Source organism: Methylobacterium sp. UNCCL125, from assembly GCF_900116795.1.
Lineage (GTDB): Bacteria > Pseudomonadota > Alphaproteobacteria > Rhizobiales > Beijerinckiaceae > Methylobacterium > Methylobacterium fujisawaense.
Genome location: NZ_FPBW01000009.1, coordinates 70570 through 84331, shown reverse-complemented (window position 1 = coordinate 84331; position 13762 = coordinate 70570). Strand labels below are relative to the sequence as shown.

Sequence of the window (13762 nt, the reverse complement as noted above, 5' to 3'; positions counted from 1 at the left end):
CTCAGGATCGGAAGATGCGGGAATATTGGGTCTCGTGCCGAAAGGAGCCGAGATCCAGGCGGAAGGTTGCGGCACCGAGGGCGTCGAGCCCCGCCTCAGCGGCGGCGGCGGCCAGCGGCACGAGCCGCGGAGCAAGGGCGGCGATCACCCGGGTCCCGGCTGCCTGGCCCACGGGCGCCGCCCGCAGGGCCGCCGAGACGAGGTTCTGAAGGAAGGCGAGGCCGTAGGCGGCGAGAACCGGCCCCAGCGCCATGCGATGCGCCCCGGCGGCGAGCCCGACGGCGACCGGGTAGGCGACCGGACCCGGCAGTTCTTCGGAGAGCGCCGCAAGCGCCGGGCAGGGCCAGGCGCCGCGTGTCGCGTCGAGAAAGCTTCGCCCCTGCTGGCTCGTCTCGAGGTGCAGTTCCCGGGACGGGGCGAGGGCGAGCGCGAGATCGTTGACGGCGATGAGGCCGACGCCGTCGGAGGCGCCTGCCGCCCTGTGGGCCTCGGCCGCGAGGATCAGGTCGTTGCGCAGGGCGCCGCGGGTGCAGACGTCCTCGAGCCACAGCGTCAGGCCGGCCTCGTCGCGGATATCTCCGGCTTCGACAGCCCATTCCAGGCCGTGCGAGTAGGCGTAGGCGCCCACCGGGTAACCCGGCGACAGCCACGCCATCACACGCAGCGAATCCAGGGTTTCAGCCGCCGGCATGGTGGTGATGGTGGTGGCCGCCGTGGGGATGGTCATGCTCGTGGGCGTGGCCGCCGGAATAGGCACCGCCCTCGGGCCGGAACGGTCGCTCCACGGGCTCGGCGGTGCCGCCGAGACCGCGCACCATATCGGCGAGCACATGGTCATCGGCGATCCACACCGCGTCCGCGCCGATCTCGGCAGGGATGTGCCGGTTGCCGATGTGCCAGATCAGGCGCTTGAGGGCATGGTCGTCCGGTGCGCGGATCTCCAGAAGGCGCTCCGGCGCCGCCTCGACCCAGACAAGCCGGCCGTCCTGCAGGACCAGGGCGTCGCCGTCCTCCAGCACGGCCGGCTCCGGCAGGTCGAGCAGGAAGCCCAGCCCGCCTGCGCCGCGCATGGCGACCCGGCGGCGATGCCGGTCGCCGTGATCGAGCACGACGCGGTCGACGATCTCGCCGCCGGACAGTGCGTCCCGGCGAAGGATGCGGGTGGCGCGAATCATCGGACGGGACCGCTCAGAACAGGAAGTAGCGCTGCGCCATGGGCAGCACCTCGGCGGGCTCGCAGACCAGCAGCTCGCCGTCGGCCCGGACGTCGTAGGTCTCGGGATCCACCTCGATCTCGGGCGTGGCGTCGTTGAGGATCATGCTTTTCTTCGAGATGCCGCCGCGCACATTCTCCACGGCCACCAGGTCCTTCTGGACGCCGAGCCGTTCCCGCAGGCCGTCGTCGACGGCGGCCTTGGAGACGAAGGTCAGGGCGGTGGCGAAGGGGACCCGACCGTAGGCACCGAACATCGGCCGGTAATGCACCGGCTGCGGCGTCGGGATCGAGGCGTTCGGGTCGCCCATGGGGGCGGCCGCGATGCTGCCGCCCTTCAGCACGAGATCGGGCTTCACCCCGAAGAAGGCCGGCGTCCAGAGGACGAGGTCGGCGAGCTTGCCGGGCTCCACCGAGCCGATGTGCCGGGAGATGCCGTGCGCGATGGCCGGGTTGATCGTGTATTTGGCGATGTAGCGGCGCGCCCGCAGGTTGTCGGTGCCGGAGGCATCCCCCGGCAGTGCGCCCCGCTGCCGCTTCATCTTGTCGGCGGTCTGCCACGTGCGGATGATGACCTCGCCGACCCGGCCCATGGCCTGGCTGTCGGAGGACATCATCGAGAGCGCGCCGATATCGTGCAGGATGTCCTCGGCCGCGATGGTCTCGCGCCGGATCCGGCTCTCTGCGAAGGCGAGATCCTCGGGGATCGACGGGTCGAGGTGGTGGCAGACCATGAGCATGTCGAGATGCTCGTCGATCGTGTTCCACGTGTAGGGCCGCGTCGGATTCGTGGACGACGGGAGCACGTTCGGGAGCCCGGCGACCTTGATGATGTCGGGGGCGTGCCCGCCGCCGGCGCCCTCGGTGTGGAAGGCGTGGATCGTTCGGCCCTTGAAGGCGGCGATCGTGTCCTCGACGAAGCCCGATTCGTTAAGCGTGTCGGTGTGGATCATGACCTGGATGTCGTGGGCATCGGCCACGGACAGGCAGGTATCGATCGCCGCGGGCGTGGTGCCCCAATCCTCGTGCAGCTTCAGCGCGCAGGCACCCGCCCGCACCATCTCGACGAGGCTGTCCGGCCGGGACGCGTTGCCCTTGCCGGCGAAGGCGAGATTCATCGGGAAGGCGTCGGCCGCCTCGATCATCCGGGCGATGTGCCAGGGGCCCGGGGTGCAGGTGGTGGCGAAGGTGCCGTGGGCCGGCCCGGTGCCGCCGCCGAGCATCGTGGTGATCCCCGAGCAGAGCGCCTCCTCGATCTGCTGCGGGCAGATGAAGTGGATGTGGCTGTCGAAGCCGCCCGCCGTCAGGATCTTGCCCTCGCCGGCGATGACCTCCGTGCCCGGGCCGACCACGATGTCGATTCCGGGCTGCACATCCGGGTTGCCGGCCTTGCCGAGCTTGAAGATCCGGCCGCGGACGATTCCGACATCGCATTTCACGATGCCCCAATGGTCGAGGACCACGGCGTTGGTGATCACCGTGTCGACGGCGCCGTCGGCGTTGGTCGCCTGGCTCTGGCCCATGCCGTCGCGGATGACCTTGCCGCCGCCGAACTTCACCTCCTCGCCGTAGGTGGTGAAGTCGCGCTCGACCGTGATCTCCAGGCTGGTATCGGCGAGGCGGATACGGTCGCCGACCGTGGGGCCGAACATGTCGGCGTAGGCGGACCGGGGCAGGCTGGCGGGCTTGGGCGAATTGGCCATGGTCAGAGCTTGCCCATCACGTCGCCGCGGAAACCGTACACGGTGCGTCCGCCGGAGAGCGGCACCAGCGCGACCTCCCGCGTCGATCCCGGCTCGAAACGCACGGCGGTGCCCGGCGCGATGTCGAGGCGCTTGCCGCGGGCCTGCTCCCGCTCGAACACGAGGCCCGGATTGACCTCGAAGAAGTGATAGTGCGAGCCGACCTGGATCGGCCGGTCCCCGACATTGGCGACTTCGAGCACGGTCCGCTCGGCGTCTGCGTTGAAGACGATCTCGCCGGGCAGCGTCGTCACGGCCCCGGGGACGTCTGCCGAGGCCGTCCCCCGGATCGGGTGGTGCACGGTGACGAGCTTGGTCCCGTCCGGGAAGGTGGCCTCGACCTGGATGTCGTGGATCATCTCCGGCACGCCCTCCATGACCTGATCGCTGGTCAGCACTTTGGCGCCGGCCTGCATCAGATCGGCCACGGTGCGGCCGTCCCGGGCGCCCTCGACCACGAAATCGGTGATCAGCGCCACCGCCTCCGGGTGGTTGAGCTTCACGCCCCGTGCGAGGCGGTTGCGCGCCACCTGTGCCGCCATGGCGATCAGCAGCTTGTCCTTTTCGCGGGGTGTCAGCAGCACGGGCAACCTCGTCGTCGTGGCCGCCGGAGCAAGGATCATGCGCGTTGCGCGGTCAAGGCCAAGGCGGGCCCGGTGGAGACGCTTCGGGCCATCGACGGTCGGGGGCCGCTCAGGGTCCCGGCGACGTCACGAGGTCATGGCGATGAACCCGGCGAACAGGTCCGGCAGGGGCTCGCCCTTGACGGTGCCCGGCAGGTCACGAGGATGGATGAACTCGTCCCGGAACCAGGGATAGCGCTTCGGATCGAAGGACGCCCGCAGCCAGTCGATCGTCCGCCGCACGCGGCCGATCCGCTCCGCATCCGGGTGATAGGTCAGCCAGATGTCGACGCCGAAGCGGCCGAGATTGTCCACCGGGACGACCTGCGCGCCGATCGCGCTGGCATAGGTCGGCAGCAGGCCGATCCCGGCGCCCTTCGCGATCGCCCAGTAATACGCGCTGCTGACATTGATCTTCAGGGTGATCGGCACCGTCGCGGGAAAGCCCGGCACTGAGCGCACGTAATCCTCGAGGCGCATGGTCTGGCTGCCGTCCTGAACCACGATCCGGTGGCGCGCGAGATCCTCGGGGCGATCGGGAAGCCCATACGTCTCCACGTAGCTCCGCCCGGCATAGGGCACCATGTGGATCCGGCCGAGCTTGACGACGCGCAGGTCCGGGCTCGTCGGGCGCGTCAGCTGGATGGCAACGTCCGCTTCAAGCCGCAGGACGTCGGCGGATTCCATGGCGCAGCGCAGGTCGACGGTCAGGCGCGGATTGGCGCGCTGGAACTCGACGAGCCGCGGCGCGAGCCAGAACGCCCCCAGCCCTTCCGTCACCGCGATGCGGACCTCGCCGGTCTCGGCGAACGGAGCGACCTCGCCCGTGCGCACCAGGCTGAACGCCGCAGCCTCCATGCGGTTGGCCGCGTCCAGGATCGCCTGGCCTTCGGTGGTCAGACGGATCCCGTCGACATGGCGCGTCATCAGCGGGGCACCGATCAGGGCCTCGAGATCGCCGATCCGGCGACGCACCGAATTCACGGACAGGCCGAGCTTGGCGGCCGCCGATCGGAAGCTTCCGGACCGCTGGAGCGTCAGGAAGACTCGGATGCTCTGCCAGTCGGGCATCGAGCCCCGGCTTGCCTCCGTCTGTTCCATCGACGGAACACCCCTGTTTCAATTTTTGCACATACAGCCAGAGCGCTAGATGCGAAGTGCTGGACCGTCAATCCGAAACCGAATGACAGGTCATCCGATGACACTGCACATGGCTCGCGGCCAGTTCGTGGCGGGGGATACGGATCAACTTGGTCCAGCGTCAGTCACTGTGGAGCCGCGGCATGACCTGAGCATGTTGCGCGTCGATCGTATCGCCCGTCATCTCGTCGTATTCATGCCGGCGCCGGACGATCTCAGACGCCTGATCGAAGATGCGCGTACAGATCTGCCGGATCTGGCACCCCTGCACGTCGTGCAGCGCGTGATGTCGATCAATCCGGACAGCGTCCTGGCGATTGCCCAGAAACACAAGTTCGATGCGGCACATCCGCAGGGCGACGGCTTCGTCGCCTGCCTGATGCTGAATGCGGCCGGCCTGGCCGCGCTCAAGACGGGAACGCTCGATGCGTCGGATCCACCGGCCGCGATGCTGGCCGGTCAGCACGAACGTCCGGCCGGGATCTATGTCTGGGCGGTCTACGCGCGGCGGCGGCTTGCCGGTGGCGTCAGCCTCGTCTTCGACCGTCTGTCGAGCCCAACCTATCGCGGCGTCGATTTCTACGCCCGGGCGGCGACGCCCGAGGGCGCGGATCTGCTCACGACGCTCGGCTTCACGGTCCGCAAGACCGGCTGTGTGGACCTGTACCATTTCGCCCGCGGGCCGAAGACGGAGGCCGCACCGCTCTACGACAGCCACAAGCCGGGCGGGGCCGGCACCAGCGTCGCGGTCGCGCGGAACCTGGAGGATCTAACTCGGGTCATCGCCCTGCGCGCCGCCGTGTACATGGCAGAGCAGGCCTGCCCCTACGAGGAGGAGTTCGACGGCAACGACCTCTCGGCGACGCACCTGATCGGCTATGTCGGGGACGAGCCGGCGGGCTGCCTGCGCATCCGGTTCTTCGCGGATTTCGCCAAGATCGAGCGACTTGCGGTCCGGGCCGAGTTCCGCAACACCCGCTTGGCCTTCGCCCTGGTCCGGGCCGGCATCGAACTCGCGCGGGTGAAGGGCTACCGCCGGCTCTACGGCCACGCCCAGAAGCGCCTCGTCGGCTTCTGGAGCCGCTTCGGCTTCCGGATCTTCGACGGTGCGCAGGAACTGGTCTTCTCGGACTTCGACTACGTCGAGATGCTGATGGAGGCAGAGCCGCATCCGCAGGCCATCGGGCTCGGCGCCGACCCCTATGTCATCATCCGGCCGGAAGGACGCTGGCACCGGGCGGGGACCCTCGACCGGTCTCGCAGCCGGGCCGTGACGCGGCCCTCCGTGGACCGGACGGTGGCGGCGCGATGAACCGGCCGATCAATCCGGCGCTGTATCGCCGGCCCCGCAGCGTCCCGGTTCTGGTGCTGGTGGACATGCAGCAGGAATACGAGATCGCCGGGCGTCCGCTCGCCCTGTCGGGGATCGAGCCCGCGCTCCAAAACTGCCGCCGCGCCCTCGCGCATGCCCGCGCGAGCGGCATACAGGTGGCCTATGTCCGCTGGGTCGGGGCGCCGCTGTTCCAGGCGGGCAGCCGCTACGCCCGCTGGATCGAGGGGTTCGAGCCCCACGGCTGCGACATGATCTTCGACCGGGACCGCCCCTCCTGCTACGCGAGCCCCGCCTTCGCCGACGCGATGGAGCGCGGAAGCCCGCCCCTGGTCATGGCGGGCTTCGCCGCCGAATCCTCCTGCCTCGCGACGGCGGTCGACGGCTTCCACCGGGGTCAGGACGTGACCTTCCTGTCCGATGCCTCCGCCAGCCACGATCTGGAGGACATCGGCGCCGAAGAGATCCACCGGTCGGTGAGCGCGGTGATGCGGGTCTTCGGCGACGTCACGGACACGCAATCGTGGATCGCAACCTCCTCGCCGTTCAAGCCCATGCCAGCCGCCCCGAGATCGAGGCACGACAATGACTGACCGCGCCCAGAGTCACGGGATGCCGGACGACGACCCAGCGGGCGAAGAGGACGTGAACCTCCGTCTGGGCCGCCACGCGATCCAGCTGCTGCAGGCGGCGCGCGATGCCGGCGAGCCGACGCTGATCGCACAGGCCGAAGCTATGGCGATGGCGGTCGGCTTCGTCCTGGCGAGCCGCATTCAGGACGGGATGCCGGAGACCGATTGATCAGTCGGTTCCGTCGTCTCCGCCGATCAGGCGCATGGCGCGCAGGCGTGCCATGCGCTCGTCCCGCGCGCGCCTGTCGGCCGCGAGGGCGCGCCAGAGGGCCAGAAGCTCGGTCTCGTGAGGCGTATCGAGGGTTTCGTCGGCGTCGTGCGCCGTTCCGGCGTGATCGAAGGCGTCCATCTTCGTAGTCCTGCGCCTTGAGTTGCGTTGGGCTAACAGCACGGTATCGCGATCGTCCAGCCCGAAAGATGTGCAGAGCCTGTACAAGCCGCGTGGATCGTCACGCCCGGGCGAATCCATAACCGGCAAACGAGCACCGACGCCGCGGCAACGCGCCGTCCCATTCGACTGCCGGGACCTGCCAGAAACGCCGGGGTACCAATATTGTGCAGGGCTGGATCAAGGGCCTTTTTTCGGCAAAGCGCGGCGTCGAATCCTGCCGCAGGACTGATCGATGACTCGGCACACCGGCGTCTGACTTCAAGGGCCGACCGAGCGGCGCATATCCGATCCCGGGAAGGCCGAGCAAAAAGCTCAGAAACATCCCGGACATCGAACTGTGGCAGTGCCGGACAACGGCATTCCGGACGAGGCGCCCGGAACGGATTTTCCGACGATGCGGATCCGGGTCGCGTCAGGTCCGGGATTGCGTGAGCGCGGCGATGATGGATTCGACCACTTCGATCTGCTCCTGCACGGCGACCAGCCGCGGACCGGCATCGGCGCCGTCACCCAGTACGAATGTGCCTTTCCGGCGCCGCGCGTCGCGCAGTTTCCGCACCGATGCGACGATGATCTGCCGTTCCTCGATCAGCGCATCGCGCAGCTCGTTCAGGCCATCCAGTTCCAGCGTCGAGGCCATGCGGCGTCCCGGTCTCACATCCTCGGCGCGGCATCGGCGGATGTTCCGCGCCGCCGCACCAGGCACGGATCGTCCGGACGGGGTGTCGGACGGCGTGACGCTACCCTCTGCCGTCGGCGCTTGCACGCTTTACGTCGGGGAACTTTGCCGTGATCGGCGGGACGCCACGATGTCCGGAACGCGGATTGTATGCTAATGGATGCAAAATCTTCCGGCTGTGCGGAGCTTTCGGGCCAAGGGGCGGATAACGGCGCATGCTGAATGAGGACGTGCGTGAGCGCGACACCCTTCGATCCGACGCGCCGGTGACGCGCACGGACGACGACGGCGTCCATCGACCGGCGCCGGGCCCCGCATCGAGACGCTCCGGCGCGGCCAGTCTGGGCCTGCTCCTCCTCGCCATCACGGGCGGCGCCGCCTACGGCTACACGTATCTGAACCGGCCCGTCGCGAAGCCCGTGGCGGCGGCGCCGCTTCCTGTGCCCGTTACGCTCGGAACGGTCGAGCAGGGTCCGTTCGCCCTGGTCTCGAACGGCCTGGGCACCGTGCAGGCCTACAACACCGTCCAGGTCCGCACGCGGGTCGACGGCGAGATCCAGCAGGTGGCGTTCCGGGAGGGACAGACCGTCCACAAGGACGATGTCCTCGTTCAGATCGACCCGCGACCCTATCAGGCGGCGCTCGCTCAGGCGAAGGCCAAGAAGGAACAGGACACGGCCAATCTCGGCAACGCCAAAGCCGACCTCGTCCGCTACACCGGACTGGGCGCCTACGCCTCCCGGCAGCAGACCGAGACGCAGACCGCCCTGGTCGCCCAGCTCACCGCGCAGGTGGCGTCCGATCAGGCCGCCATCGACAACGCGACGACGCAGCTCGGCTACGCGACGGTCCGCGCGCCCATCGACGGCGTCACCGGCTTCCGGCAGGTCGATATCGGCAATATCGTCAACGCGGCGGGGCAGACCCCGATCGTCACGATCACGCAGGTGGAGCCGATCTTCGTCGTCTTCACGGCGCCGGAGGATCAGTTGCCCGCGATCGCCGCAGCCCTGCGCAAGGGCGACGTCCCGGTGGAAGCCTGGAGTTCGGACGGGCTGACGAAGCTCGCGGACGGCAAGCTCGCCCTGTTCAACAACCAAGTCGACACGGCGACCGGCACGATCCGCCTCAAGGCCGTTTTCGAGAACAAGATCCACGCCCTGTGGCCGGGCCTGTCGGTCTCCACCAAGATGCGGGTCGGCACGGTCGCCGTCGCCATGACCGTACCGGACAATGCCATCCAGCACGGTCCCGACGGCCTGTTCGTCTTCTCGGTGGATGACGGAAACTACGCCCATCAGCGCGCTCTGAAAGCGGGGCGCTCCGATTCCGGTCGGACCCGGATCCTCAGCGGCGATCTGCAGCCCGGCGAGCGGGTGATCGTCGCCGGTCAGTACAAGGTCCAGGACGGCAGCCTCGTGGGTGACCCGCACGCCGCCCACACCGCGCAGGCGGAGGCGGTGCGTTGAGGGTGAGCGAGGCGGCGATGACGAGAGCAGTTCCGCGCGAGGCCGAGCGGTGAAAGGCGGCATCTCGGCACCCTTCATCCGGTTTCCGGTGGCGACCACGCTGATCATGGTCGGCATCCTGTTCCTCGGGGTCGTGGCCTATCCGCTGCTGGGCGTCGCACCGCTGCCGCAGGTCGATTTCCCGACGATTCAGGTGACCGCGCAGCTCCCCGGCGCGAGCCCGGAGACGATGGCCTCGTCGGTGGCGCAGCCGCTGGAGCGGCAGTTCTCGCAGATCCCGGGCGTGGCGCAGATGACCTCGACGAGTTCCCTCGGGATCTCGACGGTCACGGTCCAGTTCGATCTCAACCGCAACATCGACGGCGCGGCGAGCGACATCCAGGCGGCGATCAACGCCGCCAGCGGCCAGCTTCCGAAGAACCTGCCGACCCCGCCGACCTACCGCAAGGTCAATCCGGCCGACTCGCCGATCCTGCTGCTCTCGGCCACCTCCGACAGCCTGCCGCTGATCGATGTGGACGACGCGGTCGACGTGCAGCTGGCCCAGCGGATCAGCCAGATCTCCGGCGTCGCCCAGGTCTTCATCGGCGGCCAGCAGAAGCCGGCGGTCCGCGTCCAGATCGACCCGGCCAAGCTCGTGGCCAAGGGCCTGTCTCTGGAGGACGTGCGCGCGCAGCTCACGCTGACCACCGTCAACAACCCCAAGGGCAGCATCGACGGCGGCAGCCACAGCTACACGATCTACGCCAACGACCAGCTCACTGCGGCGCAGAACTGGAACGACGTCATCATCGCCTATCGCGACGGCGCGCCGCTGCGCGTGCGCGATATCGGACAAGCCGTCGCCGGCCCCGAGGATACCAAGCAGGCTGGCTGGACCAACGGCCGGCGCGGCATCTTCCTCGTCGTGTTCAAGCAGCCCGGCGCCAACGTCATCGACACGGTGGACAGCATCAAGGCGCAGCTGCCGCGCCTGACCGCCACCCTGCCGGCCGCCATCAAGGTCGGCATCCTCAGCGACCGCACCCAGACCATCCGCGCCTCGGTTGAGGACGTGCAATTCACCCTGATGCTGACGATCGTGCTGGTCGTCGGGGTGATCTTCGTCTTCCTGCGCAGCTTCTGGGCGACGGTGATCCCGAGCGTGACGGTGCCGCTCGCGCTGCTCGGCGCCTGCGCGCTCATGTGGATGGCGGGCTACACCCTCGACAACCTCTCGCTGATGGCGCTCACCATCTCGGTGGGCTTCGTGGTGGACGACGCCATCGTCGTGCTCGAGAACATCAGCCGCTACGTCGAGGCGGGGATGCGGCCCATGGAGGCCGCGTTCAAGGGCGCGGGCGAGATCGGCTTCACCATCGTTTCGATCTCGGTGTCGCTGATCGCGGTGCTGATCCCGCTGCTGCTCATGGGCGGGATCATCGGCCGGCTGTTCCGCGAGTTCGCCGTGGTGCTGTCGATGACGATCGCGGTCTCGGCCTTCGTGTCGCTGACGCTGACCCCGATGATGGCCTCGCGGCTTCTCAAGCCGCACGACGGCGAGCGCCATGGCCGCCTCTACCGGATCAGCGAGGCCGCGTTCGACGGGCTGCTTGCAGTCTACGCCGATGCCCTCGACGTGGCTCTGCGGTTCCGCCGCGTCACGCTCTTGGTGTTCTTCGCCACGCTGGCACTGACGGGCTACCTGTTCGTCGCGATCCCGAAGGGCTTCTTCCCGCAGCAGGACACCGGCTTCATGATCGGCGTCACCGAGGCGTCGCAGGACATCTCGTTCTCGGCGATGCAGGCGCTGCAGGAGAAGGTCGGCGCCATCGTCCAGGCCGATCCGGCGGTGGCCACCGTCGGCATGTCGCTCGGCGGCAACGGCCAGGCGCTCAATTCCGGGCGCATGTACATCACGCTCAAGCCGCGCGACGAGCGCGACGCCAATGCCTTCCAGGTGATCGGCCGCCTGCGGCCGAAACTCGAGCGCGTGGAGGGCATCCGGACCTTCATCCAGGCCACCCAGGACGTGCGCACCGGAGGCCGCACCTCGCGGACCCAGTTCGAGTACACGCTCCAGGATCCGGATCTCGCCGAGCTGAACGCCTGGGCGCCGCGCATCCTCGACACGCTGAAGACCCTGCCCGAGCTGCGCGACGTCGCCACCGACCAGCAGACGCGCGGCACGACGCTGACGCTGTCGATCGACCGCGACGCCGCCTCGCGCTACGGCATCACGCCTCAGCTGATCGACGACACGCTCTACGACGCGTTCGGCCAGCGCCAGATCGCCCAGTACTTCACGCAGCTGAACAGCTACCACGTCGTGCTGGAGGTTCTGCCGGCGCTGCAGGGCAGCGTCGAGAGCCTCGACAGGATCTACATCAAGGCGCCGATCGGGGGCGGGCAAGTACCGCTGGCGGCCTTCGCCCGCTGGACGACCGTTCCGGTGGCGCCGCTCGCCGTGAACCACCAGGGCCAGTTCCCGGCGGTGACGATCAGCTTCAACCTCGCTCCCGACGTAGCACTGGGCCAAGCGACCGAGGCGATCGGCCGGGCGATGCGGGAGCTGCAGGTGCCGCCGACCGTGGTGAGCGGCTTCCAGGGCACCGCCCAGGCCTTCCAGCAATCGCTCTCGACGGTGCCGCTCCTGATCCTGGCGGCGCTGTTCGTGGTCTACCTGATCCTTGGCATCCTCTACGAGAGCTTCATCCACCCGATCACGATCCTGTCGACCCTGCCGTCCGCCGGCGTCGGCGCCCTGGCGGTGCTGATGTGGGCGGGGTTCGACTTCAGCCTGATCGCGCTGATCGGCATCATCCTCCTCATCGGCATCGTGAAGAAGAACGGCATCATGCTGGTCGACTTCGCCATCGTCGCCGAGCGCGAGGAGGGGCTCACCCCCGAGGCCGCGATCCGGAAGGCCGCGCTGCTGCGCTTCCGGCCGATCCTGATGACCACGATGGCGGCGCTCCTCGGCGGCATCCCGCTGATGGTCGCCACCGGCACCGGTTCGGAGATCCGGCAGCCCCTGGGCTACGCCATGGTGGGCGGCCTCGCGGTGAGCCAGGTGCTGACGCTGTTCACGACGCCGGTGATCTACATCTATCTCGACCGGCTGGCCCACCGCCTGTCCTTCCGCGACCGGCCGGAGACGACGCAGGTCGCCCGCGCGGACGCGGAGCCGGTGGAGGAGGTCCGCGGACCGCCCACGCTGCACGCAGCCGAGTAGGCTCGACCGCCGGCCTCGCCGGCACCGGGTGAAATCCCGGCCGGAGGCCCACGACCGGGCAGCCCTGTCACCGCCGCCCGCTTGGCGGAGCCTCCGGCCGTTCCACTTGTTCCAGCTCCGGCCTCGCGGGGCGGCGCAAAGACGAAGGGTGCGGATGAGCCAGAACCTGCCGTTGCGAGGGCTCACCGTGCTCGCCCTGGAGCAGGCCGTCGCCGCCCCCTATTGCACCTCACGGCTCGCCGATGCCGGCGCCCGGGTCATCAAGATCGAGCGGCCGGAAGGCGATTTCGCTCGCGGCTATGACGCGGCGGTCGACGGCCTGGCGAGCTACTTCGTCTGGCTCAACCGCGGCAAGGAGAGCCTCGTCGCCGACATCAAGGACCCGGCCGATGCCCGGCTCCTGCACGCGATCCTCGCGCGGGCCGACGTGTTCGTGCAGAACCTCGCCCCCGGCGCCGCGGCGCGCGCGGGCTTCGGATCGGCGGAGCTGCGTGCACGCTATCCCCGGCTGATCACCGTCGACATATCGGGCTACGGCGCTGGCAACCCCTACAGCGACATGAAGGCCTACGACCTGCTGGTCCAGGCGGAGAGCGGGCTCGCGGGCATCACCGGCCATCCGGCGGGACCCGGCCGGGTCGGCGTGTCCGTCTGCGACGTCGCCTGCGGCATGGATGCCCATGCGGCCGTGCTGGAGGCTCTGATCGCCCGGGGCATCTCCGGGCAGGGCTGCGCCCTGGAGGTCAGCCTGTTCAGCGCCGCCGCCGACTGGATGAACGTGCCGCTGCTCTATTTCGAGGGAACCGGGCAGGCGCCGCAGCGGGTCGGCCTCGCCCATCCCTCGATCTGTCCCTATGGCGCCTTCCCCACGGCCGACGGCAGCCTCGTGCTGATCTCGATCCAGAACGAGCGCGAATGGGCGCGCTTCTGTGCTGGCGTGCTCGGGGAGCCGGATCTCGCCCGCGCCGAAGGCTTCGCGTCCAACAACGCCCGGGTCGCCAACCGCGCCGCCGTCGACCTGCGCATCGGCGCCGAGCTGGTGCGGCTGAGCCGCGACGCCGCCGCCGCCCGGCTGAAGGCCGCCGGCACCGCCTACGGTTTCGTCAACACGCTTGCGGACCTCGCCACCCACCCGGCGCTGATCCGCACGGAGGTCGGGACACCCGCCGGATCCGCCCGCATCGTCGCGCCGCCGGTGCTGGTCGACGGGCAGATCCGCGCCCTCGGCCCCGTCCCGGCGATCGACGCGCACGGCGCGCGTATCCGGGCCGAGTTCGCGCCCGGCACCTGAGGACCTAGAGATCGACACCGAACGACACGCGGGGAGGA

13 protein-coding genes are annotated in these 13762 nt (G+C 69.0%); 6 read left to right on the top strand and 7 right to left on the bottom strand.

Annotated features, from left to right (window positions below; genetic code table 11):
* Position 1: 1 nt before the first annotated feature.
* The 5 genes from BM396_RS10830 to BM396_RS10810 form a co-directional block, all read right to left on the bottom strand.
* The gene (locus tag BM396_RS10830) at positions 2 to 691 is read right to left on the bottom strand and encodes an urease accessory protein UreF (RefSeq protein ID WP_043380184.1); all 690 of its coding nucleotides are present in this window, start codon (positions 689 to 691) and stop codon (positions 2 to 4) included.
* Positions 678 to 1175 (bottom strand): urease accessory protein UreE, encoded by a 498-nt coding sequence (locus BM396_RS10825; RefSeq protein ID WP_043379985.1) that lies wholly within the window; start codon positions 1173 to 1175, stop codon positions 678 to 680. The genes BM396_RS10830 and BM396_RS10825 overlap by 14 nt, the downstream gene beginning before the upstream one ends.
* A gap of 13 nt (positions 1176 to 1188) precedes the next feature.
* On the bottom strand, positions 1189 to 2916 hold the full coding sequence (ureC, locus tag BM396_RS10820; protein ID WP_043379983.1) for an urease subunit alpha: 1728 nt from the start codon (positions 2914 to 2916) through the stop codon (positions 1189 to 1191).
* A 2-nt stretch (positions 2917 to 2918) separates the two neighbouring features.
* Positions 2919 to 3539, bottom strand: coding sequence for an urease subunit gamma (locus BM396_RS10815; RefSeq protein WP_051975955.1), 621 nt, complete (start codon positions 3537 to 3539; stop codon positions 2919 to 2921).
* 126 nt (positions 3540 to 3665) lie between these two features.
* Positions 3666 to 4679: a LysR family transcriptional regulator gene (locus BM396_RS10810; RefSeq protein ID WP_043379981.1), complete on the bottom strand. Its 1014-nt coding sequence runs from the start codon at positions 4677 to 4679 to the stop codon at positions 3666 to 3668.
* Positions 4680 to 4872: 193 nt separating this feature from the next.
* Here BM396_RS10810 and BM396_RS10805 point away from each other — a divergent pair, with 193 nt between their 5' ends.
* Genes BM396_RS10805 through BM396_RS10795 form a run of 3 tightly spaced genes read left to right on the top strand, consistent with a single transcriptional unit; the run spans position 4873 to position 6849 of the window.
* The gene (locus BM396_RS10805) at positions 4873 to 6030 is read left to right on the top strand and encodes a GNAT family N-acetyltransferase (protein ID WP_244538858.1); all 1158 of its coding nucleotides are present in this window, start codon (positions 4873 to 4875) and stop codon (positions 6028 to 6030) included.
* Positions 6027 to 6641: a cysteine hydrolase family protein gene (locus BM396_RS10800; RefSeq protein ID WP_043353190.1), complete on the top strand. Its 615-nt coding sequence runs from the start codon at positions 6027 to 6029 to the stop codon at positions 6639 to 6641. The genes BM396_RS10805 and BM396_RS10800 overlap by 4 nt, the downstream gene beginning before the upstream one ends.
* Positions 6642 to 6660: 19 nt before the next feature.
* Positions 6661 to 6849, top strand: a complete 189-nt coding sequence (locus tag BM396_RS10795) for a hypothetical protein (RefSeq protein ID WP_236952948.1) — start codon at positions 6661 to 6663, stop codon at positions 6847 to 6849.
* Here the strand turns inward: BM396_RS10795 and BM396_RS10790 are convergent, their stop codons facing one another.
* The gene (locus tag BM396_RS10790; RefSeq protein ID WP_043353187.1) at positions 6850 to 7029 is read right to left on the bottom strand and encodes a hypothetical protein; all 180 of its coding nucleotides are present in this window, start codon (positions 7027 to 7029) and stop codon (positions 6850 to 6852) included. It lies immediately after the preceding gene.
* Between the two features lie 454 nt (positions 7030 to 7483).
* A complete protein-coding gene (locus BM396_RS10785) occupies positions 7484 to 7711 on the bottom strand; it encodes a hypothetical protein (RefSeq protein ID WP_043353185.1) in 228 nt (75 codons plus the stop codon).
* A 254-nt stretch (positions 7712 to 7965) separates the two neighbouring features.
* Between BM396_RS10785 and BM396_RS10780 the strand changes: the two genes are divergently transcribed.
* The 3 genes from BM396_RS10780 to BM396_RS10770 all read left to right on the top strand — a co-directional run bounded on the left by BM396_RS10780 (position 7966) and on the right by BM396_RS10770 (position 13724).
* Complete coding sequence (locus BM396_RS10780; RefSeq protein ID WP_091994798.1) at positions 7966 to 9219, top strand: efflux RND transporter periplasmic adaptor subunit; 1254 nt, start codon at positions 7966 to 7968, stop codon at positions 9217 to 9219.
* Positions 9220 to 9268: 49 nt separating this feature from the next.
* The gene (locus BM396_RS10775) at positions 9269 to 12433 is read left to right on the top strand and encodes an efflux RND transporter permease subunit (protein WP_043379972.1); all 3165 of its coding nucleotides are present in this window, start codon (positions 9269 to 9271) and stop codon (positions 12431 to 12433) included.
* A gap of 154 nt (positions 12434 to 12587) precedes the next feature.
* Positions 12588 to 13724 carry a CaiB/BaiF CoA transferase family protein gene (locus BM396_RS10770; RefSeq protein WP_043379970.1) on the top strand — a complete coding sequence of 379 codons (1137 nt, stop codon included), beginning with the start codon at positions 12588 to 12590 and terminating at the stop codon, positions 13722 to 13724.
* Positions 13725 to 13762 lie beyond the last annotated feature (38 nt).